Here is a 26,818-nt window from a genome sequence, read left to right on the forward strand (position 1 = left end):
CGGCGGCTGCGGGGGGCGCCGCCGCAGGGGCCGCAGCCGGCCCGGTGGCGGGCGCACCACCTTCCGGGGCAGCATTGGCGGCAGCGGCGGCCGGCGTGGCGCCGCCACGGAAATCGGTGGCGTACCAGCCGGTTCCCTTGAGCTGGAACCCGGCGGCAGTAACTTGCTTCTTAAAACTTGGCTTGCCGCACGACAGGCACACTGTCAGTACCGGGTCGGACATCTTTTGCAAGACATCCTTGGCAAAACCGCATTCGTCGCAGCGGTAGGCGTAAATCGGCATCGAGAACTCCGCAAAAATCGTCAAAAAACCCTGAATTATAAAGCTTTTATCGCCGGCCTTGACTGGAATCGGAGAAAGCCCGCCGGCGGGTGCGACCGGCAATCCGGCGTCGCGGCCGACCGGTGTTGTTTTTCGTCCGGGCAAGTAAAAAAGTGTTTGCCCAGGATCAACTTCAATGATTAAATATCAGCCCTCAAGACAAGAAACAGAAATCGGCGCGATGTGCGTAACATCGCCGCACGACATACAAGAAGATGGCATTAAGGAGCCCGCCTGTGCGGGCTTTTTTTCGTCCCTACCGGCGCCGCCACACCATCCAGCGTTCCTTGCCATCAAACACGGCGATCGAGTCGCTCACCGCGGCGTCCTCGATGCACGCGAAGAACGGATCGAGCAAAACGTCCAGCGCCTCGCGCGCGATGCCGAACGGCGGCCCTTTCGCTTCATCATCGAAAAAAAAGAAGCCCGCCAGCAGACCACCGGGCGCCAGCAGGTCGGCCCAGCGCGCCGCCACGCGCGGCCACATGGTTTTTGGCAAGGCGCACAGGAAGGCGCGTTCGTAGACCAGGTCAAGCTGGCTGGCCGGCTGGTAGCCGAAAAAATCAGCCTGCACCACGTTGTCGGCCCACTGGCCCAGCCCGGCTTTCGCCTTGGCGACCGCGGCCGGGGAAAAATCGATCGCAACCGCGTCCCAGCCCTGCTCTGACAAAAACGCCAACTCGTAGGCGGCGCCGCAACCGGGGATCAAGGTCGCCAGAGGCGTCGCCGAGCCGGCGACAAAATCGCGCAATGCCTGCGGCACGCCGCCGCGATCCCACGGCGTAAAGCCGCGCTCGAAGCGCTCGTCCCAGAAACGCGGCGTAGAAGGATCGCGGGAGGCAAATTGTGCCATGTGAACGTAGTTGTTTATAGTTGCTTATGGTTGCTTATATTTACTTATAGCACCGGTTGAAACCGCAGGAAGAGCTGGAAGGCGCCCAGGCCGACCCCCAGCGCAACGGCAAAATACACGAAGAAACCGAGCATCCGGTTGGTGCGGCGCTGCTCGGCCACCAGCAGCTTGAGCAGTTCGGTGTCGGCGCCGTGCGGCCGCTGGGCGTTTTCCAGCGCGCGGTGGACCAGGCGTGGCAGCTGCGGCAGGATGTGACCGTAGCGCGGCGCCTCGGCCTTCAGGCGCTCGAACATGCCCTTGATGCCGATCTGTTCGCCCATCCAGCGCTCCAGGTACGGCTTGGCGGTCTTCCACAGGTCGAGGTTAGGGTCGAGCTGGCGCCCCAGCCCTTCGATATTGAGCAGCGTCTTTTGCAGCAGCACCAGTTGCGGCTGGACTTCGACGTTGAAGCGGCGCGAGGTCTGGAACAGGCGCAGCAGGATCTGGCCGAACGAAATATCTTTCAACGGGCGGTCGAAAATCGGCTCGCAGCAGGCGCGCACGGCCGACTCAAGTTCGTCAACGCGCGTGTCGGGCGGCGCCCAGCCCGATTCGATGTGAGCCTCGGCCACGCGCTTGTAATCGCGCTGGAAAAAGGCGAGGAAATTTTGCGACAAATAATCTTTGTCGAAATCGTTGAGGGTGCCGACGATGCCGAAGTCGAGCGCGATATAGCGGCCGAAGGTTGCCGGCGCGATCGAAACGAGGATGTTCCCCGGGTGCATGTCGGCATGAAAAAAGCCGTCGCGAAACACTTGCGTAAAGAAAATCTCAACGCCGTCGCTCGACAGTTTTTTCAGGTCGACGCCTTCGGCGGCCAGGCGCTCGATCTGCGACACCGGGATGCCGTGCATGCGTTCCATCACAATGACGCTGCTGGAACAAAAGTCCCAGTACATCTCGGGCACCATCAACAGATTCGAATTGGCAAAGTTGCGCCGCAGCTGGCTGGCGTTGGCCGCTTCGCGCATCAGGTCGAGCTCGTCGTGCAGGTATTTGTCGAATTCGGCGATGACCTCGCGCGGCTTCAGGCGCTTGCTGTCGGCCCACCAGCGTTCGGTCAGGCCGGCGGCGACGTGCATTAGCGCGACGTCCTCGTCGATCGACTTCTTCATGCCGGGGCGCAGTACCTTGACGGCGACTTCCTTGCCGTTTTTGAGCACCGCGAAGTGGACCTGGGCAATCGAGGCGGACGCCACCGGGTCGCGCTCGAAACTGGCGAACAACTGCTCCGGATGGGAGCCGAGCGAGCGGGTGATCTGCGCGATGGCCAGGTCCGAATCGAACGGCGGCACCCGGTCCTGCAGCCGCGCCAGCTCGTCGGCGATGTCGGGCGGCATCAGGTCGCGGCGGGTCGACAACACTTGGCCGAACTTGACGAAGATCGGGCCCAGTTCTTCAAGCGCCATGCGCAGGCGCTTGCCACGCGGGGCGGAAATGTCGCGCCAGAAAATGATTGTATTAATCAGCTTGGCGGTGCGCGGCACTTTCAGGCCGGAAATGGCGATTTCGTCGAGGCCGTACTTAGTGGCAACCCGCAAGATTTTGAGGAGGCGCAGGAAATTCAATATCATCAATGATCCACCGGGTTTCCAGGGTTATTGCCCGCCTGAGCGGGGGCAGTTTTCACGCCGGCGCCGCGCGCGAGCAGGCCTTGTTCCAGCCTGGCGATGCGTTTGGCGGCGCGCTCGACGTCGTCGCGCAAGCGGCAGACGTCGCTTGTCAACGCTTCCAGCATGGCTGGGCGGACCAGTACCGGTTGCTCGTCGAGGAAGTATTCGACCAGGTTCTCGCTCAGCTTGCGCTGGGTCGAGCGGGCTTGCTCGGCAACGTCGCGGGCGCCTTCGACGATGCGGCGGGCGACGATCGGCCCCGTCAGCTTTTCGAGGTCATGCTCGGCTTCCCAGCGCAAGGTCTTGCTCAGCTGCGAAATCGTGTTGGCGAACTCGGCGTCGCCTTCGATGGTCACGTAGGAAAACGCGCGGTCGCGGTTCTGCGCGATGAGCGGCAGGTCGGACAGCTTCATGCGGATCGTCACGTTGGCCGGCTGGCCGGGCTCGGCCGCGGCCAGCATGCCGTCACGCGTGACCTGCATGCGCACCGCCAGCACTGGGCTGCCGGCGTCGATGAATGCGACCTTGCCGGCGTGCAGCACGAGCACATCGCGCGCCCACGCTTCCTGCGCCAGCAAATGGTTGATCGCCGCAACGGCGGGCACGGCAAGGCGATTGTTCGGCATGGAGGGGCTCGGCATGGACATGGGCATGGGCATGGAGGTTACGCGCGTTAAAAAAACAAAACCGCCCGGTTTGAGCGGGCGGCTTCGATCTTACCAGTTCGCCGGGTGCAAACCGGGCACCTTGGTAAGTTTTATGGGCAAATTATTACAGCGAATAATTAAGCCAAGTAATTACGACAGCTGCTGGATACCGGCCAGCACCCAGCCAGTGCTGCCCGACACCGGCTTGGACATGTTCCACACTTCGGCGAACGGCTCGGCGGCGGCGTTCGGCGCCGGCTTGATCATGCCGGTGAACTTCACGCTGGCCAGATATTCGTTGCCGATGGTCTCGATACCGAGCAGTTCGCCGTCGATCGTGACGACGTCGGTAAAATCGGCATTGGCGCCGCGTTCCTGGATCTGCATCTTCAGCTCGGCGTAAATTTCCGGCGTGGTGAATTCGCGCAGGTCGTCGGTATCGGCCTTGTCCCAGGCCGCTTGCATGCGGATGAAGGACGACTTGGCGTGGCGCAGGAAAACGGCGCTGTCGAAGTCGGCCGGCACGCCCCACGGTGCAACTGGTGCAACTGGTGCGGCTGTTGCGGACACTGCCGGCGAATAATTCATGCTCGATCCAGGCTGTTGCATCGGCTCGAACGCGGCCGGCTTCATGCCTGAGCCGATGTCCGGCGTGTAGCCGGCAGGCGCCGGCGTCGCGTAGGATTTCAATCCCTCATTGGCCGGCGTATCCTTGCGGCGGAACATGCGGTAGATGAACAACCCGGCCAAGGCCAGCAGGGCGATCATCAGGATCGAGCTGATCATGCTCGCCATCGCGCCGCCCAGACCGAAGTGCGACAACATCGCGCCCAGGCCGAGGCCCAGCAGTGCGCCGCCGAGCATGCCTTTCCAGCGCGAAGCCGGCTTCGGCGCGAGCGCAGCGGGCGCCGCGGCAGTGGCTGCGGCAGGAGCGGCCGCCGGGCGTTGCATCGGTGCCGGTGCGGCCTGCTGTTGGGAGACCGCGGGCGACTGGCGGCCGATCGAGCGTTTGCCCCCCATCGGACGGGCGGTCGCTTCGGCGATCATCGACATGGCGGTCGCGGCGATCATCATGGTGGCCAAGAATTTTTTCATGGTAGTCATCCTAAAGTTTGATTCCAGTGTGGAGAGCGGCCACACCTGCCGTGAGGTTGTAATAGTCGACCCTTTCCAGGCCGGCGTCCTGCATCATGGTTTTCAGCGTTTCCTGGTCCGGATGCATGCGAATCGATTCTGCAAGGTAACGATAACTTTCAGCATCGCCGGCAATTTTCTGGCCCAGCCATGGCAGTACGGAAAAAGAATACACATCGTACGGCTTTTGCAGCGGCGCTGCCACTTTGGAAAATTCGAGCACCAGCAGTTTGCCGCCGGGTTTTAACACGCGGCGCATTTCCGCCAGCGCCTGGTCCTTGTGGGTCATGTTGCGCAAACCAAAAGCGACGCTGACCCGGTCAAAATAATTGTCCGGAAACGGTAGTTTTTCTGCATCACAGAGTAATGTTGGGGTAACAAGCCCGTTATTCAATAGGCGGTCGCGCCCCACGCGCAGCATCGATTCGTTGATGTCAGTGAGCCAGACTTCGCCGCTGGGACCGGCCTGCCGGGCGAACGCCTTCGACAGGTCGCCGGTGCCGCCGGCGATGTCGAGCACTTTGAAGCCAGGGCGTACGCCAGCCTTGGCGATCGTAAAAGTCTTCCAGAGGCGGTGCAGGCCGCCCGACATCAGGTCGTTCATGACGTCGTACTTGCTTGCCACCGAGTGAAAAACCTTGGCGACCTGGTGGACCTTCTCGTCCTCGGAGACAGTTTTATAGCCGAAATGGGTGGTGTTGGTCATCGTGTACCGCCGGTTGAATTGCTCGTATTATACAAGCGCCAACTGAGCGCGGGCGCATGGGACGCCCTTGATGTCTGGTGTTAGTGCTTGTGGCCGCAGCTGGGCGCCTTGGTCGGCGCGCCGGCGATGGCGGCGCCTGGCTCGCGCCCGCTGTCGCCAACAAAACCGGCGTTAGCCAGGCGCTGCAAATAATCCTGCCACAGCGCGGCCTGCTCGCTGCCGAGCTGGTACAGGTAGTCGAAGGTATACAAGCCCGTGTCGTGGCCGTCGGTAAAGGTCGGCTGGACGGCGTAGTTGCCGACCGGCTCGAGCGCGCTGATGCCGACGTTGCGCTTGCCAAGTTGCAGCACTTCCTGCCCGGCGCCGTGGCCGCGCACTTCGGCCGACGGCGAATACACGCGCAGGTATTCAAACGGCAGCGAGAACACGGCGCCGTCGTCGAACGTCATGTCGAGCACGCCGGACTTCTGGCGCACCGCCAGTTCGGTGGGGATCGGGTTGATAGTTAAGGACTTGGTCATTGTATTTTCATCCGGCGGACGATTTCCGCCCTTAAATTCGGTAACAGGGCGCGGCGCGCGGCGAGCACTGATGCTTCGGTCTGGCGCAATTTGTCGCCCCAGATCGGGTTGGGGAAATGTGCGTCGTCGGCGTAACGGGGAATCACGTGCCAGTGCAGATGCGGCACCACGTTGCCGAGGCTGGCGACATTGATTTTACCGGGGTCCATCACCGCACGCAGCGCCACTTCGACGTGCCATACCGCCTGGTTCAAGACCAGCCGGTCGGCAGGCGCCAAATCGCTCATCTCCTTGACGTGGGCGTGCCAGATGACCCGGCAGAAACCCGGATACGCAGGGTCGTCGACCAGGATCACCGCCAGCCGCGCGTCGCGGTAGACAGGTTCGATTGTTAAGGCGCACAGTTCGCACGCCACGGGATTCATACCAGTACCCGTTCGATCCCGCCGTTGTTAGCGCGCGCCACATATTCCGGCAGCCAGTTCTCGCCCAGCAGGTGCCGGGCGATTTCGATCACGATATAGTCGGCCGTGGTGCCTGCATCGTCGTTGTAGCGGGACAATCCTTGCAGGCACGATGGGCAGCTGGTGAGGATCTTGACTTCGCCCGTAAAGCCGTCTTCGCGCAGTTTGGCGGCGCCCTTCTCCATCTCGCCTTCCTTGCGGAAGCGCACCTGGGTCGCGATGTCGGGACGCGAAATGCCGAAGGTGCCGGACTCGCCGCAGCAGCGGTCGTTCTTCTCGATTTTTACGTTGTCGACGGTCGACACCAGCGCGTTGACGGTCTTGACCGAATCCTGCAACTTCATCGGATTGTGGCAGGGCTCGTGGTACATATAACGGGTGCCGTTGACGCCTTCGAGCTTGACGCCCTTCTCCAGCAGATATTCATGGATGTCCATGATGCGGCAGCCCGGGAAAATCTTGTCGAACTCGTAGGTTGCCAGCTGGTCGTAGCAGGTGCCGCACGACACCAGTACCGTCTTGATGTCGAGGTAGTTGAGCGTGTTGGCCATGCGGTGGAACAGCACGCGGTTGTCCGTCATCATCTTGTCGGCCTTGTCGTACTGGCCGGCGCCGCGCTGCGGATAGCCGCAGCACAGGTAGCCCGGCGGCAGCACGGTTTGCACGCCGACTTCCCACAGCATCGCCTGGGTTGCCAGGCCCACCTGCGAAAACAGGCGCTCCGAGCCGCAACCGGGGAAGTAGAACACCGCCTCGGTATCGGCGTTGGTCAACTTCGGATTGCGGATGATCGGGATGATCTTGTCGTCCTCGATGTCGAGCAGCGCGCGCGCCGTCTTCTTCGGCAGGTTGCCCGGCATCTTCTTGTTAATAAAATGGATCACCTGCTCGCGCACGGGCGGTTTGCCGGTGGTCGGCGGCGGCGCCTTGGCTTGCTTCTTGGCGAATTTTTTCAACAGCGTGTTGCCAAAGCGTTGGGCCTTGAAGCCGATCCCGGTCATCAGCATGCGGGTGGCGTTGATGGTGGTCGGGTCAGTGGCATTCAGAAAAAACATCGCCGCCGCGTTGACCGGTTTAAAACTTTTCTTGTCCATCTTGCGCAGCAGGTTGCGCATGTTCATCGAGACGTCGCCGAAATCGATGTTGACCGGGCACGGCGTGACGCACTTATGGCACACGGTGCAATGGTCGGCGACGTCTTCGAACTCTTCCCAGTGCTTGATCGAGACGCCGCGCCGGGTCTGCTCTTCGTACAGGAAGGCTTCGATCAGCGCCGAGGTGGCAAGGATCTTGTCGCGCGGCGAGTACAGCAGGTTGGCGCGCGGCACGTGGGTGGTGCATACAGGCTTACACTTGCCGCAGCGCAAGCAGTCCTTGATGCTGTTGGCAATTTCTCCGATATCGCTTTGCTGCATGATCAGCGACTCGTGGCCCATCAGCCCGAACGACGGCGTGTAGGCGTTGCGCAGGTCGGCGCCGAATTCCGGCAGGTTTAGCAGCTTGCCCTTGTTGAAGCGCCCTTCCGGGTCAATGCGCATCTTGTAGTCGCGAAATTCCGAGATTTCGTCTTCGGTGAGAAATTCGAGCTTGGTGATGCCGATACCGTGTTCGCCCGAGATGACGCCGTCGAGCGAACGGGCCAGCTTCATGATGCGCCCGACCGCCTGGTGGGCGTCCTGCAGCATGGCGTAATCGTCCGAATTGACCGGCAGGTTGGTGTGCACGTTGCCGTCGCCGGCGTGCATGTGCAGCGCGACGAATACGCGCGAGCGCAGCACTTTCGCGTGGATCGCCGTCAGTTCGTCGAGGATCAGTTTAAAAGCGGCGCCGCTGAAGACCTGGCGCAGCTGGGCGCGGATCTCGCGCTTCCACGAGATGCGCACGGTGCGGTCCTGCACCACGTCGAACACGGTGGCGTCGGGCTGCTCGCCCAAGCGCTCTTCGAACGCGGTATCGAGGTGCTGCAGGCCGAGCCGGTATAAATTTTCGGTGGCGCCAGCTAGCGGCAGGTCGAGCCCGGCCAGCAAGGCGCGCCAGCGCATTTGGGCTTCGGCCAGGATGTCGTCGGCCTGCTGCACCCGGTCGCCCAGCATTTCGCTCGCAGCGATCGACTCGCCGCTGGCGTCGTCGCTTTTGCCGACCTGCAGGTTGCCGGCGGCGAAAAACGCGCGCAGTTGTTCGACCAGCTGCAGCTTGTTTTTGATCGACAGCTCGATGTTGATGCGCTCGATGCCGTCGGTGTATTCGCCCATCCGGTTCAGGGGAATGACGACGTCTTCGTTGATTTTAAAGGCGTTGGTATGGCGGGCGATGGCGGCGGTGCGGGCGCGGTCGAGCCAGAATTTTTTGCGCGCTTCCGCGCTGACGGCGACAAACCCTTCGCCGACACGGGTATTGGCGATGCGTACCACTTCGGATGCCGCTTGCGCCACCGCGTTTTCGTCGTCGCCGACGATGTCGCCAAACAGCGCCATCTTCGGCAGTACCGCCCGTTTCGACTTGGTGGCGTAGCCGACCGCGCGCAGGTAGCGTTCATCGAGGTGTTCGAGGCCGGCCAGGCGCACGGTGGCAAACTGGGCACCGCCCTTGGCCGGCAGGGCGTCGAGGTAATCCTTGATTTCGACGATCGACGGAATGGCGTCGCGCGCCTGGCCGAAAAACTCGAGGCAGACGGTGCGCGCGTACTTCGGCATGCGGTGCAAAATCCAGCGCGCCGACGTGATCAAGCCGTCGCAGCCTTCTTTCTGGATGCCGGGCAGGCCCGAGAGAAATTTGTCGGTAACGTCCTTGCCGAGGCCTTCTTTCCTGAACTTGCGTCCTTCGATGGTCAGCATCTCGGTCTTGAACGGCGCGTCTTTCGCTTCACCGCGCACGTTCGGGTGGGTCCACTCCAACTTGAACGTCGCCGTCGGCGCGTCATGAATCTTGCCCAGGTTATGCCCGATGCGGGTGACGTCGAGCCAGTCGCCGTTCGGGTCGACCATCTTCCAGGAAGCCAGGTTGTCGAGCGCGGTGCCCCACAGCACCGCCTTCTTGCCGCCGGCGTTCATGGCGATGTTGCCGCCGATGCAGGACGCTTCGGCCGACGTCGGGTCGACCGCGAACACGAAGCCGGCCTTGTCGGCGGCGTCCGAGACGCGCTTGGTGACGACGCCGGCGCCCGAATAAATGGTCGCGTATTCACGCCCGAGACCTGGCAGCATCGTCATCTCGACGTTGCCCAGGTCGATCAGTTTTTCGGTGTTGATGACGGCCGACATCGGCGTCAAGGGAATGGCGCCGCCGGTGTAGCCGGTGCCGCCGCCGCGCGGAATGATGGTCAGCCCAAGTTCGATGCAGCCCTTGACCAGGCCCGCCATCTCGTCCTCGGTGTCGGGGGTCAGCACGACGAACGGATATTCGACGCGCCAGTCGGTGGCGTCGGTCACGTGCGAGACGCGCTTGATGCCGTCGAAGCGGATGTTGTGCTTGTCGGTGTAGCGGCCCAGCACGCGGGTCGCTTTCTTGCGCAGGTCGTAAGTGGCGCGAAATTCAAGGCCGAAATTGTCGACCGCCTTGCGTGCGGCCGCCAGCAGCAGTTCGACATTGACACTGCGCGCGCGCGCGGCATCAAGGCCGCGACCGTCCTTTGCATCGATGCCGTCCATGGCCAAGCGGCGCTTGTCGACTTCGGCAAGCCGGTGATGCAGCGCGTCGATCAGCTCCTGGCGCCGCTTCGGGTTGTCCAGCATGTCGTCTTGCAGGTAGGGGTTGCGCCGCACCACCCAGATATCGCCCAGCACTTCGTACAGCATGCGCGCCGACCGACCGGTCTGGCGCGCGCCGCGCAATTCGTCGAGCAGCTTCCACGACGATTCGCCAAGCAGGCGGATGACGATTTCGCGGTCGGAAAATGAGGTGTAGTTGTACGGAATTTCGCGTAGCCGCGTCGGGGTGGGGCCGTTCGGCGTTTCGGACAGCAGGGCGTGGAGTTGTACGGGGGCGTTCATTGATTGGCGACTGTCTTGGCTGACCCAGGGAGGAACCATTTTAGCTTATTGCGCTGCACCACGCCGCCACCGCCCTTGTTCCGCAATAGGGAGCCACTCCGCCCCGCCGCTGAAAGTTCAGTCTGGCGGGAAATTACCAAACAAAGCGCTTATTTCAGCAGGTACTTGTACTTGTAAATTTGAAAAGCTGCGATTTCGCCAAGTTAAGCGACCAGCTGGCCTAATTGCGTCCAAAAGCTGTCAGGCACATACAGCAACAGCGCTGTCATGCTGACGTAGCGGCCAAATTTGCCGATCGCCATGTAAGCGACGCTAGGCCAGAATGGCATGTGCAGCCAGCCGGCCATCGTGCACAGCGGGTCGCCGATGCCCGGCACCCACGACAGCAGCATGGTTTTCGGGCCGTAACGGGCCAGCCAGGTGAACCAGCGCGTCTGGCGCTCCCTGGCAAAAGCGACCTTGGCGCGGTAGCCCAAAAAATAGTCGAAGGCGCCGCCGAGCGTGTTGCCGAGGGTACCGACCAGGATCGCTGGCCAGAACAAGGCCTCGTTGGCCTTGACGACGGCAAACACGGCCGGCTCGGAGCCCAGCGGCACCAGGGTGGCGGAGATAAAACTGATGAAGAAGACCGAGGTCAGCCCGACTGCCGGGGCGGCAATGAGCTTGAGCAGCCAGATAACGAGGGATTCGATCATTCAATCAGGGACGCGATCATAGAACTAAGGATTAGAGCCTGGACTTTGAAGGTAGCGCGAGTCGTCCATTATAATGAAGGAAACCCCATGCCTCGAAACGATTCGCCGAGTCCGCCACCCGGACTGTGACATCGTACTGCACGCTTCGGTTACACGCCGATGAAATCAGTCCCGCAATCGTCAAGAAAATTCCGAATCTTCGGCCCAGAATATATTGCCTGCAGACTATGACCATCGACTACCTCAAGAAAATTCTTACTTCGCGTGTCTATGACGTCGCCACCGAAACGCCGCTCGAGCTGGCGCCCGACCTGTCGCGCCGCTTCGACAACCGCATCTATTTCAAGCGCGAAGACATGCAAAGCGTGTTCAGCTTCAAGCTGCGTGGCGCCTACAACAAGATGGCGAACCTGTCGCCGGCCCAACTCAAGCGCGGCGTGATCTGCGCTTCGGCCGGCAACCATGCGCAAGGCGTGGCCTTGTCGGCCGCCCGGCTCGGCTGCCGCGCGCTGGTGGTGATGCCGACCACCACGCCGCCAGTAAAAATCGACGCTGTCAAGGAGCGCGGCGGGCCGCACGTCGAGATCGTGCTGCATGGCGACTCGTACACCGACGCCTACAACCACGCCCTCACGCTGGAACAAGAGCAGAAGCTCACGTTCGTGCACCCGTTCGACGACCCGGACGTGATCGCCGGTCAGGGCACCATCGGCATGGAAATCCTGCGCCAGCATTCCGGCCCGATCCACGCGATTTTCGTCGCCGTCGGCGGCGGCGGGCTGATCGCCGGTATCGGCGCCTACGTCAAGCAGATTCGCCCGGACATCAAGATCATCGGCGTGCAAACGCTCGATTCGGATGCGATGGCGCGCAGCCTGAAGGCGGGCCATCGCGTCACCCTGTTAGATGTCGGCCTGTTCTCCGACGGCACCGCGGTGCGCCTGGTCGGCGAAGAAACGTTTCGCATCGCCAAGGAGGTGGTCGACGAGATCATCATCGTCGACACCGACGCCATCTGCGCGGCGATCAAGGACGTGTTCCAGGATACCCGCAGCATTCTCGAGCCGGCCGGGGCGCTGGCGATCGCCGGCGCCAAGGCGTACGTCGAGCGTTCCGCGTTGACCAAAAATCCGGTGCGCAACGAGAGTTTGGTCGCCGTCGCCTGCGGCGCCAACATGAACTTCGACCGCTTGCGCTTCGTTGCCGAGCGCGCCGAGCTGGGCGAATCGCGCGAAGCGGTGTTCGCCGTGACGATTCCCGAGCAGCGCGGCAGCTTCAAGCGCTTTTGCCAGTTGATCGGCCCGCGCAATGTGACTGAATTTAACTACCGCGTCAGCGACGAGCGCGAAGCGCATGTGTTCGTCGGCATCCAGATTGCAAACCGCGGCGAGTCCGGCGTGCTGGCGCGCTCGTTCGAACAGCTCGACTTCAAAACGCTCGACCTGACGCACGACGAGCTGGCCAAACTGCACATCCGTCACCTGGTCGGCGGCAAGAGCGCGCTGGCGCAAGACGAGCTGCTGTATCGTTTCGAATTCCCCGAGCGGCCGGGCGCGCTGATGCGCTTCCTCGACAGCATGGCGCCGAACTGGAATATTTCGCTGTTTCATTACCGCAACCAGGGCGGCGACGTCGGCCGCATCCTGGTTGGCCTGCAGGTGCCGCCCGGCGAGATGGACGAGTTCCGCCTGTTTCTCACCACGATCGGCTACCGGCACTGGGATGAAAGCGCGAACCCGGTGTACAAGCTGTTTTTGGGATAAGCGCGAGGGGTCTGACGGGGACGCCTGGTCCCCGGTTCGCGGACGCTGACTTTACACCCCGGGGTAGACCTCCAACGAAACAACGTGGGTCTGCTCCATCGACCGCTTTTTTGAAATAATCGATGACAACCACCGCTGACCAATCCCCACTGGGGAAAACCTCCGCCTACCAAACCCAATACGCGCCGGAGCTGCTGTTCCCGATCCCGCGCCAGGGCAAGCGCGACGAGCTGCAACTGACCAACACGCTGCCGTTTTTCGGCGTCGATATCTGGAACGCTTACGAATTATCGTGGCTGAACATGCGCGGCAAGCCGCAGGTGGCGATCGCGACCATCATGGCGCCGGCCGATTCGCCCAACATCATCGAGTCGAAGTCGTTCAAGCTGTACCTCAATTCGTTCAACCAGACCCGCCTGGCCAACGACGAGGCGTTGCTGTCGCTGCTGCGCGAAGACTTGTCGAACGGCTTCGGCGCGCCGGTGCAGGTCGCGCTGACCTTGCAGCAAAATTTCTCCACGCTCAAGATGGGCGAGCTCGACGGCCTGCTGCTGGACCGCCTCGACCTCGACGTCGACCTGTACACGCCATCGCCGGCGCTGCTGTCGGCCAGCGTCGACGCGGCGCCGGTCGAGGAAAAGCTGGTGTCGCATTTGCTCAAGTCAAATTGCCTGGTCACCGGCCAGCCGGACTGGGCCAGCGTACAGATTCATTATGTCGGCCCGCAGATCGACCAGGAAGGCCTGCTGCGCTACCTGATCGGATTTCGCGAACACAACGAATTCCACGAGCAATGTGTTGAACGCATCTTCGTCGACATCCTGCGCCAGTGTACACCGCAAAAGCTGGCGGTCTACGCCCGCTACACCCGCCGCGGCGGGCTCGACATCAATCCCTGGCGCACCAACTTCACCAGCGCCCGCCCGCCCAACGTGCGCAATGCCCGTCAATAGACGGTTGATAATTGTTTGATAATACACAACGCTTCCCTGCGCGACCGTTGACGCCTTGACCACCTTGGTATAGCGTTAAATATGGATGCGGACGGCAAGGTCAAGCCTGCAGTATGAGAATTCGAATCACAAGGCGCAAAAACAGGCCTATAATTCTGGCTCGCAAGCACCTTTGTGCGTCGCACCATTGATCCGTGTTATGACAAACCTGAGCAAAATCTTATCTCTCGAGAACGTATTGCTAGACCTGGAAGTTTCCAGCAAAAAGCGGGCCTTTGAGCAGGCGGGCTTGATTTTCGAGAACAATTGCGGCATTGCCCGTTCGACAGTGTCGGACAACCTGTTCGCGCGCGAGCGACTCGGCTCAACCGGGCTGGGCCATGGCGTCGCCGTGCCGCACGGCCGCATCAAGGGCAGCAAGAGCCTCAAGTCGCCGCTGGCCGCCTTCGTGCGGCTGGCCGAACCAATCCCGTTCGAGTCGCCCGACGGCTTGCCCGTCAACCTGCTGTTTTTCCTGCTCATTCCCGACCACGTCACCCAGCAGCACCTCGAGATCCTGTCCGAGATCGCCGAAATGTTTTCCGATGACGCTTTCCGCACCGCGCTGGCGACCGATCCGGAACCGAAATCGGTGCATTCGCGCATCATCAATTGGCAACCAAGCCTGCAAGCCATGGGTTAAACTTCTCGGTGCCGGGCGCCAAGCCGCCCTCACCTTCCAGAAGACCTGTTCAATGCTGCAAACACCGCTGACGATTCAACGGCTGTATGACGATAACCGCGAAAGCCTCCAGCTCGGCTGGTTTGCCGGCTTCCCCGGCGGCGAACGACTCATCTCGGGCGACGTCGCTTCCGCCGCCGACCAGGTCGGCCACTTGAACCTGATCCACCCCGGCCGCATCCAGGTCTTCGGGCACCAGGAACTGACGTATTACCACCGCCTGAGATCGAGTTCGCGCAGCCACGTCATCGGCGAACTGATCGCCGGCGGGCCGCCGGCGCTGATCATCGCGCAAGGCCTCGAAACCCCGCCCGACATCCTCGCCATTTGCGACGAACAGAATATCCCGCTGTTTTCCACGCCCTTGCCGGCGGCGCAGGTGATCGACTACCTGCGCGTGTATTTGTCGAAAAAGCTGGCGCAGCGCATCATCATGCATGGCGTGTTCATGGACGTGCTGGGCGTGGGCGTGCTGATCACGGGCGATTCGGGCCTCGGCAAGAGCGAGCTCGGCCTGGAGCTGATTTCGCGCAGCCATGGCCTGGTGGCCGACGACGCGGTCGAGTTTTCACGCATCGCGCCGAACATGATCGAAGGACGCTGCCCGGCGCTGCTGCAAAACCTGCTCGAAGTGCGCGGGCTTGGCCTGCTCGACATCAAGGCGATTTTCGGCGAAACCGCGGTGCGCCGCAAGATGCGCCTCAAATTGATCGTCCACCTGGTGCGCCGCAGCGCGCTCGAGGAAGAAGTCGAGCGCCTGCCGTTCCTGTTCCCCACCGAAGACGTGCTCGGGCTGCCGGTGCGCAAAGCGGTGATCCCGGTGGCGGCAGGGCGCAACATTGCGGTGCTGCTCGAGGCCGCCGTGCGCAACACCATCTTGCAGTTGAGGGGAATCGATACCTTGCAAGAGTTCATGGAGCGCCAACGTCAGGCCATGAGCGGCGACTAAAGAAGACTCGGCGGCACTATCCCGCAAAACCCCCACTCCACCCAACCTGCGCATGTTGCGGTATCATCAAGCCATGCGCATTGTTTTGATCACTGGTATTTCCGGCTCCGGCAAGTCCGTCGCCCTCAACGTCCTTGAAGACGCCGGCTACTATTGCGTCGACAACCTGCCGCCGGCCCTGCTGCCCGACCTGGTACGCACCGTCAGCGAAGAAGGCACCAAGTGCCTGGCGGTCGCGGTTGACGCGCGCAGCGCCGAATCGCTGGTCGGCCTGCCGGCCACCACGCGCATGCTCAAAGCGCAAGGCCACGACATCAAGGTCATGTTCCTGACCTCGAACACGCATTCGCTGGTGGCACGTTTCTCGGAAACGCGGCGCAGCCATCCGCTGTCGCACCAGTTGCGTCCCGACGAAAATCCGTCCTCGCGCCGCACCTTGATCGAATGCATCCAGGAAGAGCGCGAGCGGCTGTCGGCGATCGAGCAGCTCGGGCTGGTGATCGACACTTCCGGCCTGTCGGCCAACAAGCTGCGCGCATGGATCAAGGAAGTGATCGAGATCGAACGCGCGCCGCTGACGCTGTTTTTCGAATCGTTCGCGTTTAAACTCGGCGTGCCGCTCGACGCCGATTTCGTGTTCGACGTGCGGGCCCTGCCGAATCCTTATTACGACGTCACCTTGCGCCCGCTGACCGGCATGGACGGGCCGGTCATCGATTTTCTCGACGCCCAGCCGCACGCGGTGGAGCTGCTCGAGGACATACGCGCGTTCATCGAAAAGTGGCTGCCATCGTTCAAGACCGATAATCGCAGCTACCTCACCGTCGCCCTCGGCTGCACCGGCGGGCAGCATCGTTCGGTCTACATGGCCGAACGCCTGGCGGCCTACTTCAGCCCGACCGAACGGGTGGTGCTGCGGCACCGCGAACAGGCGCGCCGCGAACGCGATTAAAGGTATTTAAAGGTCGCGCAGCGGGTGCGCGCGGACAGGCCACGGCGAGGCGAAAAACTGCGCCACCATGGCGTCCGTCACCTGCGCCAGGGTCGGCGGATTCCACTTCGGCAGGTTGTCCTTGTCGATCACCAGCGCGCGAATGCCTTCGAGGACTTCACCATGCTCGAAATTGCGCCGCACCAGGATGCGCTCGAGGCGCAGGCAGTCGGCCAGGTCCATCGTCGCGCCGCGTTGCAACAGCTCGAACGTCACCCGCAGCAGCAGCGGTGAGCGTTTCTTCATCGCCGCCAGCGCCTTCTGGGCAAACTCGCCCGGATCAAGCGCCAGCGAAGCGATGATCGCTTCGACGCTCGATGCGCCAAAATGGCGGTCGATCGATGCGCGCTCGGTGAGTAACGTGGCCGGCCCCGCATCGCCGGCGAAGGGCGCTGCGAATTGCGTGATCGCCGCGCGCAACCGGGCGCCCGGCGTGGTCTCGATCAGCGCTGTCAGCGCCGCCATCTGCGCCTGCGGCACGAAGGTGTCGGCCAGGCCCGCATAGAGCGCGTCGGCGGCGCGGATGTTCAGGCCCGTGAGGCCGAGATAGTAACCCAGCTTGCCCGGCGCGCGCGCCAGAAAATAACTGCCGCCGACGTCGGGAAACAAGCCGATGTTCACTTCCGGCATCGCCATCTTGGTACCGTCGGTCACCACGCGCAGGCCGGTGTCGGGGCCGGCTTCCGAGATGCCGAGCCCGCCGCCCATCACCACGCCGTCCATCAGCGCGACGTACGGCTTCGGATAAAAGTGGATCAGGTAATTGAGGCGGTATTCTTCGGTGAAAAAATCTTCCAGCGAGGCGCTGCCGCCGGTGGTGGGCAAGGTGCCGACGTCGTAAAAATATCGGATGTCGCCGCCAGCGCACAAGGCTTTGTCGGTGCTGCTGCGCAGCACGACGGCGTCGATGCCGGCGTCGTCGCGCCAGGCCAGCAGCACGTCGGTCAGCGCCCGGATCATGTCAAGCGACAGCGAATTGAGCGTGCGCGGACGGTCGAGGGTGATGATGCCGGTGCGGTTGGCAAGCGTGGTCTTGACGAAGTCGGTCATGGGTTGGTGGCCAGAATTAAAAAAGGTATTTTAGCGCACCACGATAGCGCACCCAACAAAAAGGGCGCCATGGGCGCCCTCGATGGGTAATGGCTATGCCGGCCTACGCGGGGGCGGGAGTATCGGCTTCAAGCAGGTGCTTGATGGCCTGATGATTATGGTCCTGCACTTGGGATTTGTATTTCACGACCTGGCGGTCGAGCTTGTCGATCAGGGAATCGATGGCTGCATACAGGTCGTGCGACAGGCTGGCTACATTGACGGTTTTGCCCGGCAGGCGCACATTGATTTCGGCCTTTTGCCTTTTTTCTTTTTCAGTGAGATTGTCGACGGTGAGGATCACGGCGATGTCGATCACTTGATCGAAATGTCGCTTCACTCGCTCCAGTTTGCTCTGTACGTATTCACGGATGGCTGGGGTCACTTCAAGATGATGTCCACTGATTGTGAGATTCATACACACTCCTTTGATGATTGCGCTTCCTGTTCATGCGTTCATAAGCGCAGAGGAACGTCGTAAATATTGATCTACAAACTTTTTCGCAAGGTGACTGGCGGTATCTTGAGCGCCTCGCGGTACTTGGCGACCGTGCGCCGCGCGATGACCATTCCCTGTTCACCCAACATGTCTGCGATCTTACTGTCTGATAAAGGGTTTTTGGGGTCTTCAGCTCCTGTCAATTGCACGATCAGTGCCCGTATCGCCGTCGAGGATGCTTCTCCTCCTGCTTCGGTGGCGACATGGCTTCCAAAAAAATACTTCAGCTCATACATACCATGCGGCGTCAGCATGTACTTCTGGGTCGTAACACGTGAAATAGTGCTCTCGTGTAAACCTAGTGTATCAGCTATTTCGCGCAACACAAGGGGACGCATGGCAACGGCGCCGTGCGAGAAAAAATTGCGTTGACGCTCAACAATCGCCTGCGCCACGCGCAGGATCGTGTCGAAGCGCTGGCGCATGTTCTTGATCAGCCACTTCGCTTCCTGCAACTGGGCGCCCATCTGGCCCTCGCCCTTGCCCTGCTTGAGCAGGTTGGCGTACATGCTGTTGACGCGCAGGCGCGGCATGACGTCGTTGTTGAGCGTTACCATCCAGCCGTTCTTGGACTTGCGCACGATCACGTCCGGCACCACGTAATCGGACGACCCGGCAGCGAACGCGGCGCCCGGATGCGGATTGCACTGGCGGATCACGCACTGCGCTTCGCGCAGGTCTTCATCGTCGCAATCGAAGGCTTTTTTCAGCTTGTTGAATTCGCGCTGGGCAAACCAGGCCAGGTGGTTGGAAACGATCTGCAGCGCCAGGCGCCGCGTTACCATCGGCACACCCGGCATGGCGCGGATCTGCAGCGCCAGGCATTCGGCCGCGCTGCGCGCACCGACGCCGACCGGATCAAAACTTTGCAGCAGCGACAAAGCGGTTTTCAGTTCGTCGAAATCGAGTTCGAGTTCGGGCGGCAGGCGCGCGAGGATGTCGTCGAGCGACTCGGTGAGGTAGCCATTGTCGTCGAGCGCGTCGATCATCAGTTCGACCAGCGCACGGTCGCGCGGCTCGAGCACGGCGAGCCGCATCTGCTCCATCAAGTGGTCGCGCAGGCTGATCGCGCCGGCCTCGAGCTGTGGGCGCGAATCCTCGTCGTCGCTGTTCTTGTTGCGCGCCGCCTCGCCCCAGTCGTCGTCATTGCCGCCGCTTTCAGGCGCCGCGCTGTCGCCCTCGCCGCCCTCGGCGGCCGGCGCCTCGGCCGGCGGCGCTTCCTGCGCCCCCGGCTCGGGCGCCGCCTCGCCCTGCGCGGTGCTGCTGCCAATGGCGCCATCGGCCAGCAGACGCACCGAATTGTCGAGCGGATCGTCGAGCCGCTCGAGCAGCGGATTGTCGGACAACAGCTGTTCGAGTTCCTGGTGCAGCTCGAGCGTGGACAACTGCAGCAAGCGGATCGATTGCTGGAGTTGCGGCGTGAGCGCAAGGTGTTGCGAAGTCCGTAGTTGCAGTGACTGTTTCATGGCCTACATTCGGAAGTGTTCGCCCAGATAAACGCGCCGGACCGATTCGTCGGCGATGATGTCGTCGGGCCGGCCCGAAGCGAGCACCGCGCCCTGATTGATAATATAGGCGCGGTCGCAGATACCGAGCGTTTCGCGCACGTTATGGTCGGTAATGAGCACGCCGATGCCGCGCTCTTTCAAAAAGCGCACGATGCGCTGGATCTCGATGACGGCGATCGGGTCGACCCCGGCAAACGGCTCATCGAGCAGCACGAAGCGCGGATTGGTCGCCAGCGCGCGCGCGATCTCGACCCTGCGCCGCTCACCGCCCGACAGCGACAGCGCCTGGTTCTCGCGCAGTTTTTCGATCTGCAGGTCGGCCAGCAACGTGTCGAGGCGCTCGTTGATCTGGTCCTTTGTCAGCGCACGGCCGTCGATCCTCTGCAGTTCCAGCACGGCGCGGATGTTGTCCTCCACCGTCAGCTTGCGAAACACCGAAGCCTCCTGCGGCAGGTAGGACAGGCCGAGCGCGGCGCGCCGGTGGATCGGCAGGCTGGAGATGTCGACGCCGTTGATGTCGATCGAGCCGGCGTCGGATGGCACCAGGCCGACGATCATGTAGAACGAGGTGGTCTTGCCGGCGCCGTTGGGCCCGAGCAGGCCGACTACCTCGCCGCAGGCGACCTGCAGCGAGACGTCGCGCACCACCAGGCGCTTGCCATAACTTTTTTGCAGGCCGCGTACGATCAGCATGCTGCCGCCGTTTTTTGCTTCCATTATGGTTTTCCTGCCGCCGGCGCCGCGGGAGCCGCCGACCGATGCGGCGCGATGATCAGCGTGCTGCGTGCCTTGCCAACCTTGTTTTCGCCGCTGATGTCATTGCGCGAGACCAGCCGCTCGGTCCGGCTGTCGTAGGAGACGAATTCCGCGTCCAGTGCTTCGGTAACCTTGGCGCCTTCGAGCTGCTTGACCCTGGCTGTGCCGAACAGCTTCACGATCTGGCTTTTGTCGTCATATTCGATACGCTGCGCCTGGCCATCGATCCACAGGTCGCCACCGTCGCGTTTCTGGCGGAACGTCGCCAACTTGCCTGGCGCGCCGGTCAAGGTCACCATCATGTAGCCCTCGGGCGTCTCCTTGACGACCGCCTTGTCGGAAGTAAGCAGCATGGTGCCGCGTTCGACCGTCACGTTACCGGTCAGGATGCGCGTCAGCGTGACCTGATCGGCATCGATCGAGACGGCGTTGATGATGGCGTTTTTGCTGGCGTCGGCCCGCTCCGCCGAGGCCATCGCCGCCAGCAGAGCCAGCGCTGCGCCAATTACGATTCTGTTCATTTTTTATCCCTGTTGTGCCAACGCGACTAGCGCGGCTTTGGCGGAAATACAATCTGTCCGCTCTTTGAAAAATGCACTGTTTGGGCGGCGTTATCGGCTTGCATGCCGACACCGCTGATGCTGGTATCACCCAGCGTCATGACCACTGCCTGGCTTGAGGTCATCCTGTCCTCATCCGGGAACACGGTCAGTTGTTCGGTCTTGATCGTCATGCGTTTTGCGGTCGGCGAAGCGGCGCGCTCGATGTCGACCCGTCCCATCAGGTCCACCACGTTGTTGGTATGGTCGACGCGCCCGCGCTCGGCATTCATCGTCATCGGCTGCTGCACCGGCGACAGGTTTTGCACCACCGGCTTGTCGACGTCGGAAATGTCGCCTTCCGGCCGGTGGGTCAGCTTGTCGCCCGAAACGATGTAGCGCGGCTTGCCTTCGGGCGTCATGCGTACGAAGCTGAAATTTTCGACAATGTAGTCGGGCTCCGTCTTGGGCACATCGACGCCGCGCGCAAAATCGCCGCGGTTGATCACCTGGACCAGCCAGAAGCTGGCCAGCGCAACCACCGCGCCGGCGATCAGGACGACTCCCGAGCGCCAGCGGTGCGCGCTCCGCCTGTGGATTGCAAACTTCATGGTCTACGCAAAATACGGCGCCAGCGCCGCATCGTAATTGCCCTGCGCCCGCATAATCATGTCGCACACCTCGCGCACCGCGCCACGCCCGCCGCTGTTTTCGGTGACGTAATGCGCGTGGGACCGCACCTCGAGGTGCCCGCCAGGCACCGTCACGGCGAAACCGACCTGGCGCAGCAGCGGCAGGTCGATGACGTCGTCGCCGATGTAGCCGCATTGTTCCGCGCTGGCGCTGGTGCTTGCCAACAGGTCGGCAAAGGCGATCCGCTTGTCGTGGGTGCCCTGGTAGACGTGTTTAATTTTCAGGTCGGCCGCGCGCCGCACCACCACCGGCGACTTGCGCGCGCTGATGATGGCCACCGCGACGCCGGTCTTTTGCAGCAGTTCGATGCCCAGGCCGTCGAGCACATTGAACGTCTTGGTCACTTCGCCGTCGGCGCCATAGGTCAGGCTGCCGTCGGTCAGCACGCCGTCGACGTCGAGGATCAGCAGCCTGACGGCGGCGGCGCGGCGCAGGTACCCAAGCTGCGCATTTGCTTTTAAGCCCTCAGTCATCAGATCACCTTCGCGCGCGTCAGGTCGTGGATGTGGAGCGCGCCCACCAGCTTGTCGTCGCCATCGACCACCAGCATCTGGTTGATACGGAATTGCTCCATGACGGCGACCGCGTCGACCGCCAGCCGGTCCGGCTGGATGCGGCGCGGATCGGCGTGCATGACGTCGCGGATGACGACCTTGGTGAAGTCCCGCACCTGCTCGATCAGGCGCCGCAGGTCGCCGTCAGTGAACACGCCGACCGGGCGGCCTTCGAGATCGACGATGGCGGTCATGCCCATGCCCTTGCGGGTGATTTCGAGCAGCGCTTGCGCCAGGGTGGCGTCGGCGCCGACCTTCGGCACCGCCTCGCCGCTGCGCATGACGTCGAACACGTGCGTCAGCAGGCGCCGTCCCAGCGCGCCGCCCGGATGCGAGCGAGCAAAATCTTCTTCCTTGAAGCCGCGCGCGTCCAGCAATGCCACGGCCAATGCATCCCCCAGCGCCAGCGTGACGGTGGTGCTGGCGGTCGGCGCCAGGTTCAGCGGACAGGCTTCCTTGGCCACCGAGACGTCGAGGTGGACGTCGGCCAGCAGCGCCAGGCTCGAACCGGGCTTGCCGGTCATGGCGATCAGCGGCGCGCCCATGCGCTTGACGATCGGCAGGATCGACATTAATTCAGCCGTCTCGCCGGAATTGGAAATGGCGATGAAGGCGTCCTGCGCGGTCACCATGCCCAGGTCGCCGTGGGCCGCTTCGGCCGGATGCACGAACATCGCCGGCGTGCCGGTCGAGGACAGCGTGGCGGCGATCTTGCGCGCGATGTGGCCGGACTTGCCGATGCCCGATACCACCACGCGGCCAGTGCAGGCAAGCAGCAAGCCGACTGCATGGCCGACGCTGTCGTCGCTGGCCAGGCGGTCGTGCAGCGCGCGGATGGCGTCGGCCTCGATTTCGAGCGTTTCGCGCGCAAGCAGCATGGAACGCCGGGTCAGGTTTTCGTCAAAAGCTTTCAACATTGTTTTTTCATGGGTTACACTCATTGTCGGAAGTATAAACGAATTGAGAAAGCAAAAAACTTGCCAGACATAGTAGACCACATTTTCGCCGTTATGGCAGATCGCCGCCCATGCTTTCAGGACTAGAACTTACTTTGCTGTTATTGGGCAGCGCCGTGCTGGGAGTGGTCGCTTTCCGCATGCTGCACCTGCCGCCGATGCTCGGCTACCTGGCCGTCGGCATCCTGATCGGGCCGCATGCGCTGGGGCTGGCCGAAAACGACGCCACCACCCACGCGCTGGCCGAATTCGGCGTGGTGTTCCTGATGTTTTCGATCGGCCTGGAGTTTTCGCTGTCGCAGCTCATGGCGATGCGGCGCGTCGTGTTTGGCCTCGGCATGGCGCAGGTGCTGCTCACCATTGTTGCCACCATGCTGTTCGGCTGGCTGATCGCGACCCAGCTTCCCGCTTTCGTGCGTATCAGCTGGCAGGGCGCCTTCGCGCTGGGCGGCGCGCTGGCGATGTCGTCGACCGCGATCGTCTCGAAGATGCTGACCGAGCGGCTCGAACTGGAAAGCCCGCACGGGCGCAAGATCATCGGCATTTTGCTGTTCCAGGACCTGGCGGTGGTGCCGCTGCTGATCCTGATCCCCGCGCTCGGCAAGAACCCGGAGCAGCTGGTGCCGACGCTGGCCTGGGCCGGCCTGAAGGCGGTCGTCGTACTGGTGCTGCTGCTGTTTTTCGGCCAGAAGCTGATGCGCAAGTGGTTCACGCTGGTGGTCAAGCGCCGTTCGCAGGAACTGTTCATGCTGAACCTGCTCATGATCACCCTGGGGGCAGCGTGGATCACGGAAAAAGCCGGCCTGTCGATGGCGCTGGGCGCCTTTGTCGCCGGCATGCTCGTTTCCGAGACCCAGTACAAGCACCAGGTGGAAGAAGACATCAAGCCGTTTCGCGACGTGCTGCTCGGGCTGTTTTTCATCACCGTCGGCATGCTGCTCAACGTCGCCCTGGTGATCGAGCACTGGCCCATCGTGCTGATCCTCCTGGTAGGCCCGGTGCTGCTCAAGTTCGCACTGATCGCGCTGCTGGCCAAGCTGTTCGGATCGTCCGACGGCGTCGCCATGCGCACTGGCCTGGCGCTGGCGCAAGCAGGCGAATTCGGCTTCGTGCTGCTGAACCTGACCGCCGGCGCGGCATTGATCGACCCGTTCATCATCCAGCTGGTGCTGGCGTCGATGGTGCTGTCGATGCTGGCGGCGCCACTCATTATCGCCAAGTCCGACCAGATCGTCATGAAGGTCGCCACCAACGAGTGGATGATGCAGTCGTTGCAGCTGACCCAACTTGCCAGCCGCACGATGGCGCTGCAAAAGCACGTGATCGTGGCCGGCTTCGGGCGCAGCGGGCAAAGCCTGGCGACCCTGCTCAGCGAGGAGAAGGTGGCCTACCAGGCGCTCGACCTCGATCCCGAGCGGGTGCAGGAAGCGCAGGCGGCCGGCGCCAACGTCGCCTACGGCGACGCGGCGCGGCGCGAAAGCCTGGTCGCTGCCGGCATCTATCGCGCCAGCGCGCTGGTGATCACCTATGCCGACACGCAGTCGGCGCTGAAGGTGCTTGGCCTGGTGCACGAGATGGCGCCGGCCTTGCCGGTGATCGTGCGCAGCTATGACGATACCGACCTCGACCTGCTCAGGCAAGCCGGCGCCGCCGAAGTGGTGCCGGAAGCGCTGGAGGGCAGCCTGATGCTCGCTTCGCACGCGCTGGTGATGATGGGGGTGCCGCTGCGGCGCGTGGTGCACCGGGTGCAGAGCGCGCGCGACGAACGCTACGCCTCGCTGCGCGGCTACTTCCACGGCGCCAGCGACGCCGCCGACGATCCCGAGCACCTGTACGTACGGCTGCACTCGGTGATTTTGCGCGACGACGCCGGCGCGGTCGGCAAGCGCATCGACCAGCTCGAACTGGGCGAGGTCGGCGCCGAAGTGACGACCATCCGGCGCGGCAAGCAGCGGCTCGACGTCACGGCGCACACGCTGTTGACGGCCGGCGACGTGGTGGTGCTGCGCGGCTCGGCCGACGCCGTCACCCGCGCCGAGGGACGGCTGCTGCAATAGCGGCGATCACTCGTCGAAGCTGACCACCCGGTTGCGGCCGTTTTCCTTGGCCTGATACAGCGCGTTGTCGGCCTGGGCGACGAGCTGCTGGGCGACGCCTTCGATGGCATGGTCGCGCTCGAAGTCATCCAAAGTGGCGACGCCGATCGACACCGAGACGGGCAAGCGCTCGCCGCTCGACAGTTCGAACGGCGCGCCGTCGATGCTGGCGCGGATGCGCTGGGCGACGATCGTCGCGCTCTCCAGGTCGGCATCGATGAGCAGGACGACGAATTCTTCGCCGCCGAAGCGCCCCAGCGCGTCCGACAGGCGCAGTTCGGCCTTGATGCGCGATGCGACCTCGCGCAGCACTTCGTCGCCGCCCGGGTGTCCGAAATTGTCGTTGACGGCCTTGAAATGATCGATGTCGATGTACATGCAAGAGATCCGATAGGCCTGGCGCCGCGCCCGCCCGATTTCCTCCAGCAGCCGGCGGTCGATGTAGCGCCGGTTGTAGACGCCGGTCAGCGAATCGGTCAGGCCGATATACTTGAGCATCTCGTTGCTGATGACGTTTTCCAGGCAGATCGCAATGATCGAGGCCATGTGTTCGATGAAGTCGGTCCCCAGCGCCGGCGTAAAGCGGCTCGCATTGACGCTGCCCAGATTGAGGCTGCCGATGATGCGCTTGTTGCGCAGCAGCGGCACCAGCGCGATGCTTTGCAGCCCGGCCGGCGGCTGCGGGAACATCGCCTGGTGCAAGGTCGGCACGTACGGCCCGAGCAGCGGCTTGGACGGCGCCGTCAACAGCGCCCGGCGCGAGGGCACGAAGCCGAACGCGCTGTCGCTGGCGACGAACACCAATTGCGGAAAATCGTCGAAGTCGACGCCCAGCTTGACCATCACGCCGTGGATGTCGGCGTCCGGATCGACCAGACACAAGGTGGCGATATCGAGGTCGGAGATCGCCGGCAGCGTGCGGAAAATCGTGTCGATCAGCTCGGGGAAGGTGGCGGCGCCGACGATCTCCAGGTCGAACGCCTGGTGCCGGCACATGATGTCATGATTGCGTTCGGCCTGCTCGAGCAGGTAAGCCATACGCGCGCGCAGGGACTCGTTTTCGGCTTCAAGTTCACGCGGCGAGGCGCCCTGCTCAGACATAACGCTCCTGACTCGATCGGTTTGGCGCGGAAATTCCCGCAATGTTTGCAACTGCTGTCACCTTACGCGATCTTTCCGATGTTGCACATAGTTGCTTGTCAAAATGCCAGCGTCGCCACGACGTCCTGGCCGACAAACAGCCGCTCGCCGGCGCCCGCTTGCGCGATGCAGTTCATGCCGAAGCAGACAGCATCATCGAGTTGCGGCTTGCGGCGGTAAGCCTGCAGGATGTCGAGCGGGTCAAGCCCCGGCACCCCGGTGGCCTGGTCGATTCGTGGAATCGGGCAGCGCGGACACGGCTTGACCGGTTTGATGCGCGCGGCGCCAAGCGCGAAGGTGTCGACGTAATCCTCCTCGAAGGCGCTAAGGCCCTCGATCACCAGATTGGGCCGGAAACGGTCCATTGGCAGCGCGGGGCGGCCGCAAGAACGCAGCTTGTCGTTGAGGTCTTCGAGCGAGGCGGCGCCGATCACGAGTAGCGGATAGCCGTCGGCGAACCGGGTCGGCTGCGGCACGCCGCCGGTCCAGCTGCCGCCGGTTGCGCGCACGGCCGCCGCGCCGAAACGCATCAGCCGGCAGCGCGCGCCGAGCACGCAGGAGAACCAGGCAGCGGCGGCCTCGCCGCAGTCGTCCGCCAGCACGCGGTCGTCCCACAGGCCGACCTCGC

The 26,818-nt window shown here is 62.7% G+C and carries 26 protein-coding genes; 6 read left to right on the top strand and 20 right to left on the bottom strand.

Features of this window, described 5'->3' with window-relative positions:
• The 10 genes from CR103_RS20035 to CR103_RS20080 form a co-directional block, all read right to left on the bottom strand.
• Positions 1-283 (bottom strand): FmdB family zinc ribbon protein (locus CR103_RS20035; protein ID WP_180279471.1); only part of this gene is annotated, 283 nt, incomplete at its 3' end.
• Positions 284-578: 295 nt separating this feature from the next.
• Positions 579-1,175, bottom strand: a complete 597-nt coding sequence (locus CR103_RS20040; RefSeq protein ID WP_099917685.1) for a methyltransferase — start codon at positions 1,173-1,175, stop codon at positions 579-581.
• A gap of 44 nt (positions 1,176-1,219) precedes the next feature.
• A complete protein-coding gene (gene ubiB / locus CR103_RS20045; protein WP_099917686.1) occupies positions 1,220-2,788 on the bottom strand; it encodes a ubiquinone biosynthesis regulatory protein kinase UbiB in 1,569 nt (522 codons plus the stop codon).
• Positions 2,788-3,453: a ubiquinone biosynthesis accessory factor UbiJ gene (locus CR103_RS20050; protein ID WP_229443698.1), complete on the bottom strand. Its 666-nt coding sequence runs from the start codon at positions 3,451-3,453 to the stop codon at positions 2,788-2,790. The genes ubiB and CR103_RS20050 overlap by 1 nt, the downstream gene beginning before the upstream one ends.
• 171 nt (positions 3,454-3,624) lie before the next feature.
• A complete protein-coding gene (locus CR103_RS20055) occupies positions 3,625-4,569 on the bottom strand; it encodes a Tim44 domain-containing protein (protein ID WP_099917707.1) in 945 nt (314 codons plus the stop codon).
• A 10-nt stretch (positions 4,570-4,579) separates the two neighbouring features.
• Positions 4,580-5,314: a bifunctional demethylmenaquinone methyltransferase/2-methoxy-6-polyprenyl-1,4-benzoquinol methylase UbiE gene (ubiE, locus tag CR103_RS20060; protein WP_099917687.1), complete on the bottom strand. Its 735-nt coding sequence runs from the start codon at positions 5,312-5,314 to the stop codon at positions 4,580-4,582.
• 80 nt (positions 5,315-5,394) lie between these two features.
• Positions 5,395-5,835, bottom strand: a complete 441-nt coding sequence (locus tag CR103_RS20065) for a gamma-butyrobetaine hydroxylase family protein (RefSeq protein WP_180279472.1) — start codon at positions 5,833-5,835, stop codon at positions 5,395-5,397.
• Positions 5,832-6,260 carry an HIT family protein gene (locus CR103_RS20070; protein ID WP_099917688.1) on the bottom strand — a complete coding sequence of 143 codons (429 nt, stop codon included), beginning with the start codon at positions 6,258-6,260 and terminating at the stop codon, positions 5,832-5,834. Before CR103_RS20070 ends, CR103_RS20065 begins: the two co-directional genes overlap by 4 nt.
• Positions 6,257-10,288: a DUF3683 domain-containing protein gene (locus tag CR103_RS20075; protein WP_099917689.1), complete on the bottom strand. Its 4,032-nt coding sequence runs from the start codon at positions 10,286-10,288 to the stop codon at positions 6,257-6,259. Before CR103_RS20075 ends, CR103_RS20070 begins: the two co-directional genes overlap by 4 nt.
• Before the next feature lie 203 nt (positions 10,289-10,491).
• Positions 10,492-10,983: a YqaA family protein gene (locus tag CR103_RS20080; RefSeq protein ID WP_099917690.1), complete on the bottom strand. Its 492-nt coding sequence runs from the start codon at positions 10,981-10,983 to the stop codon at positions 10,492-10,494.
• Positions 10,984-11,210: 227 nt separating this feature from the next.
• Here CR103_RS20080 and ilvA point away from each other — a divergent pair, with 227 nt between their 5' ends.
• From ilvA to rapZ, 5 genes are all read left to right on the top strand, one after another.
• Entirely contained in the window at positions 11,211-12,746 is a 1,536-nt protein-coding gene (ilvA, locus tag CR103_RS20085; RefSeq protein WP_099917691.1) for a threonine ammonia-lyase, biosynthetic, read from the top strand.
• A 122-nt stretch (positions 12,747-12,868) separates the two neighbouring features.
• Complete coding sequence (gene queF / locus CR103_RS20090) at positions 12,869-13,699, top strand: NADPH-dependent 7-cyano-7-deazaguanine reductase QueF (RefSeq protein WP_099917692.1); 831 nt, start codon at positions 12,869-12,871, stop codon at positions 13,697-13,699.
• Between the two features lie 199 nt (positions 13,700-13,898).
• A complete protein-coding gene (locus CR103_RS20095; RefSeq protein ID WP_099917693.1) occupies positions 13,899-14,381 on the top strand; it encodes a PTS sugar transporter subunit IIA in 483 nt (160 codons plus the stop codon).
• A gap of 52 nt (positions 14,382-14,433) precedes the next feature.
• Positions 14,434-15,369, top strand: a complete 936-nt coding sequence (hprK, locus tag CR103_RS20100) for an HPr(Ser) kinase/phosphatase (protein WP_099917694.1) — start codon at positions 14,434-14,436, stop codon at positions 15,367-15,369.
• 73 nt (positions 15,370-15,442) lie between these two features.
• Positions 15,443-16,321: an RNase adapter RapZ gene (rapZ, locus tag CR103_RS20105; RefSeq protein WP_099917695.1), complete on the top strand. Its 879-nt coding sequence runs from the start codon at positions 15,443-15,445 to the stop codon at positions 16,319-16,321.
• A gap of 6 nt (positions 16,322-16,327) precedes the next feature.
• Here rapZ and CR103_RS20110 read toward each other — a convergent pair whose 3' ends face one another.
• The 8 genes from CR103_RS20110 to CR103_RS20145 all read right to left on the bottom strand — a co-directional run bounded on the left by CR103_RS20110 (position 16,328) and on the right by CR103_RS20145 (position 22,915).
• Positions 16,328-17,410 (bottom strand): enoyl-CoA hydratase/isomerase family protein, encoded by a 1,083-nt coding sequence (locus CR103_RS20110; RefSeq protein ID WP_099917696.1) that lies wholly within the window; start codon positions 17,408-17,410, stop codon positions 16,328-16,330.
• 103 nt (positions 17,411-17,513) lie between these two features.
• Complete coding sequence (hpf, locus tag CR103_RS20115) at positions 17,514-17,867, bottom strand: ribosome hibernation-promoting factor, HPF/YfiA family (RefSeq protein WP_099917697.1); 354 nt, start codon at positions 17,865-17,867, stop codon at positions 17,514-17,516.
• A 71-nt stretch (positions 17,868-17,938) separates the two neighbouring features.
• A complete protein-coding gene (locus tag CR103_RS20120) occupies positions 17,939-19,414 on the bottom strand; it encodes an RNA polymerase factor sigma-54 (RefSeq protein ID WP_099917698.1) in 1,476 nt (491 codons plus the stop codon).
• 3 nt (positions 19,415-19,417) lie between these two features.
• A complete protein-coding gene (gene lptB, locus CR103_RS20125; protein ID WP_099917699.1) occupies positions 19,418-20,173 on the bottom strand; it encodes an LPS export ABC transporter ATP-binding protein in 756 nt (251 codons plus the stop codon).
• Positions 20,173-20,733: a lipopolysaccharide transport periplasmic protein LptA gene (lptA, locus tag CR103_RS20130; RefSeq protein ID WP_099917700.1), complete on the bottom strand. Its 561-nt coding sequence runs from the start codon at positions 20,731-20,733 to the stop codon at positions 20,173-20,175. Before lptA ends, lptB begins: the two co-directional genes overlap by 1 nt.
• Before the next feature lie 26 nt (positions 20,734-20,759).
• Positions 20,760-21,362 carry an LPS export ABC transporter periplasmic protein LptC gene (lptC, locus tag CR103_RS20135; RefSeq protein WP_229443700.1) on the bottom strand — a complete coding sequence of 201 codons (603 nt, stop codon included), beginning with the start codon at positions 21,360-21,362 and terminating at the stop codon, positions 20,760-20,762.
• A 3-nt stretch (positions 21,363-21,365) separates the two neighbouring features.
• Positions 21,366-21,917, bottom strand: coding sequence for a KdsC family phosphatase (locus CR103_RS20140; protein ID WP_099917701.1), 552 nt, complete (start codon positions 21,915-21,917; stop codon positions 21,366-21,368).
• Positions 21,917-22,915, bottom strand: a complete 999-nt coding sequence (locus CR103_RS20145; protein WP_099917702.1) for a KpsF/GutQ family sugar-phosphate isomerase — start codon at positions 22,913-22,915, stop codon at positions 21,917-21,919. Before CR103_RS20145 ends, CR103_RS20140 begins: the two co-directional genes overlap by 1 nt.
• A 110-nt stretch (positions 22,916-23,025) precedes the next feature.
• Here CR103_RS20145 and CR103_RS20150 point away from each other — a divergent pair, with 110 nt between their 5' ends.
• Entirely contained in the window at positions 23,026-25,011 is a 1,986-nt protein-coding gene (locus tag CR103_RS20150) for a monovalent cation:proton antiporter family protein (protein WP_099917703.1), read from the top strand.
• A 6-nt stretch (positions 25,012-25,017) separates the two neighbouring features.
• Here the strand turns inward: CR103_RS20150 and CR103_RS20155 are convergent, their stop codons facing one another.
• Positions 25,018-26,151 (bottom strand): GGDEF domain-containing protein, encoded by a 1,134-nt coding sequence (locus CR103_RS20155; protein ID WP_099917704.1) that lies wholly within the window; start codon positions 26,149-26,151, stop codon positions 25,018-25,020.
• Between the two features lie 98 nt (positions 26,152-26,249).
• A partial coding sequence (locus tag CR103_RS20160) for an MOSC domain-containing protein (RefSeq protein WP_099917705.1) occupies positions 26,250-26,818 on the bottom strand: 569 nt, incomplete at its 5' end.

The sequence above is a fragment of the Massilia psychrophila genome, assembly GCF_002760665.1.
Taxonomy (GTDB): Bacteria; Pseudomonadota; Gammaproteobacteria; order Burkholderiales; family Burkholderiaceae_D; genus JAFCUW01.

Excerpts from the sequence above, each read along its gene's own strand:
- CR103_RS20040 (WP_099917685.1), bottom strand. The coding sequence starts at position 1,175 with ATGGCACAATTTGCCTCCCGCGATCCTTCTACGCCGCGTTTCTGGGAC.
- ubiB (WP_099917686.1), bottom strand. The coding sequence starts at position 2,788 with ATGATATTGAATTTCCTGCGCCTCCTCAAAATCTTGCGGGTTGCCACT.
- CR103_RS20050 (WP_229443698.1), bottom strand. The coding sequence starts at position 3,453 with ATGCCGAACAATCGCCTTGCCGTGCCCGCCGTTGCGGCGATCAACCAT.
- CR103_RS20055 (WP_099917707.1), bottom strand. The coding sequence starts at position 4,569 with ATGAAAAAATTCTTGGCCACCATGATGATCGCCGCGACCGCCATGTCG.
- ubiE (WP_099917687.1), bottom strand. The coding sequence starts at position 5,314 with ATGACCAACACCACCCATTTCGGCTATAAAACTGTCTCCGAGGACGAG.
- CR103_RS20065 (WP_180279472.1), bottom strand. The coding sequence starts at position 5,835 with ATGACCAAGTCCTTAACTATCAACCCGATCCCCACCGAACTGGCGGTG.
- CR103_RS20070 (WP_099917688.1), bottom strand. The coding sequence starts at position 6,260 with ATGAATCCCGTGGCGTGCGAACTGTGCGCCTTAACAATCGAACCTGTC.
- CR103_RS20075 (WP_099917689.1), bottom strand. The coding sequence starts at position 10,288 with ATGAACGCCCCCGTACAACTCCACGCCCTGCTGTCCGAAACGCCGAAC.
- CR103_RS20080 (WP_099917690.1), bottom strand. The coding sequence starts at position 10,983 with ATGATCGAATCCCTCGTTATCTGGCTGCTCAAGCTCATTGCCGCCCCG.
- ilvA (WP_099917691.1), top strand. The coding sequence starts at position 11,211 with ATGACCATCGACTACCTCAAGAAAATTCTTACTTCGCGTGTCTATGAC.
- queF (WP_099917692.1), top strand. The coding sequence starts at position 12,869 with ATGACAACCACCGCTGACCAATCCCCACTGGGGAAAACCTCCGCCTAC.
- CR103_RS20095 (WP_099917693.1), top strand. The coding sequence starts at position 13,899 with ATGACAAACCTGAGCAAAATCTTATCTCTCGAGAACGTATTGCTAGAC.
- hprK (WP_099917694.1), top strand. The coding sequence starts at position 14,434 with ATGCTGCAAACACCGCTGACGATTCAACGGCTGTATGACGATAACCGC.
- rapZ (WP_099917695.1), top strand. The coding sequence starts at position 15,443 with ATGCGCATTGTTTTGATCACTGGTATTTCCGGCTCCGGCAAGTCCGTC.
- CR103_RS20110 (WP_099917696.1), bottom strand. The coding sequence starts at position 17,410 with ATGACCGACTTCGTCAAGACCACGCTTGCCAACCGCACCGGCATCATC.
- hpf (WP_099917697.1), bottom strand. The coding sequence starts at position 17,867 with ATGAATCTCACAATCAGTGGACATCATCTTGAAGTGACCCCAGCCATC.
- CR103_RS20120 (WP_099917698.1), bottom strand. The coding sequence starts at position 19,414 with ATGAAACAGTCACTGCAACTACGGACTTCGCAACACCTTGCGCTCACG.
- lptB (WP_099917699.1), bottom strand. The coding sequence starts at position 20,173 with ATGGAAGCAAAAAACGGCGGCAGCATGCTGATCGTACGCGGCCTGCAA.
- lptA (WP_099917700.1), bottom strand. The coding sequence starts at position 20,733 with ATGAACAGAATCGTAATTGGCGCAGCGCTGGCTCTGCTGGCGGCGATG.
- lptC (WP_229443700.1), bottom strand. The coding sequence starts at position 21,362 with ATGAAGTTTGCAATCCACAGGCGGAGCGCGCACCGCTGGCGCTCGGGA.
- CR103_RS20140 (WP_099917701.1), bottom strand. The coding sequence starts at position 21,917 with ATGACTGAGGGCTTAAAAGCAAATGCGCAGCTTGGGTACCTGCGCCGC.
- CR103_RS20145 (WP_099917702.1), bottom strand. The coding sequence starts at position 22,915 with ATGTTGAAAGCTTTTGACGAAAACCTGACCCGGCGTTCCATGCTGCTT.
- CR103_RS20150 (WP_099917703.1), top strand. The coding sequence starts at position 23,026 with ATGCTTTCAGGACTAGAACTTACTTTGCTGTTATTGGGCAGCGCCGTG.
- CR103_RS20155 (WP_099917704.1), bottom strand. The coding sequence starts at position 26,151 with ATGTCTGAGCAGGGCGCCTCGCCGCGTGAACTTGAAGCCGAAAACGAG.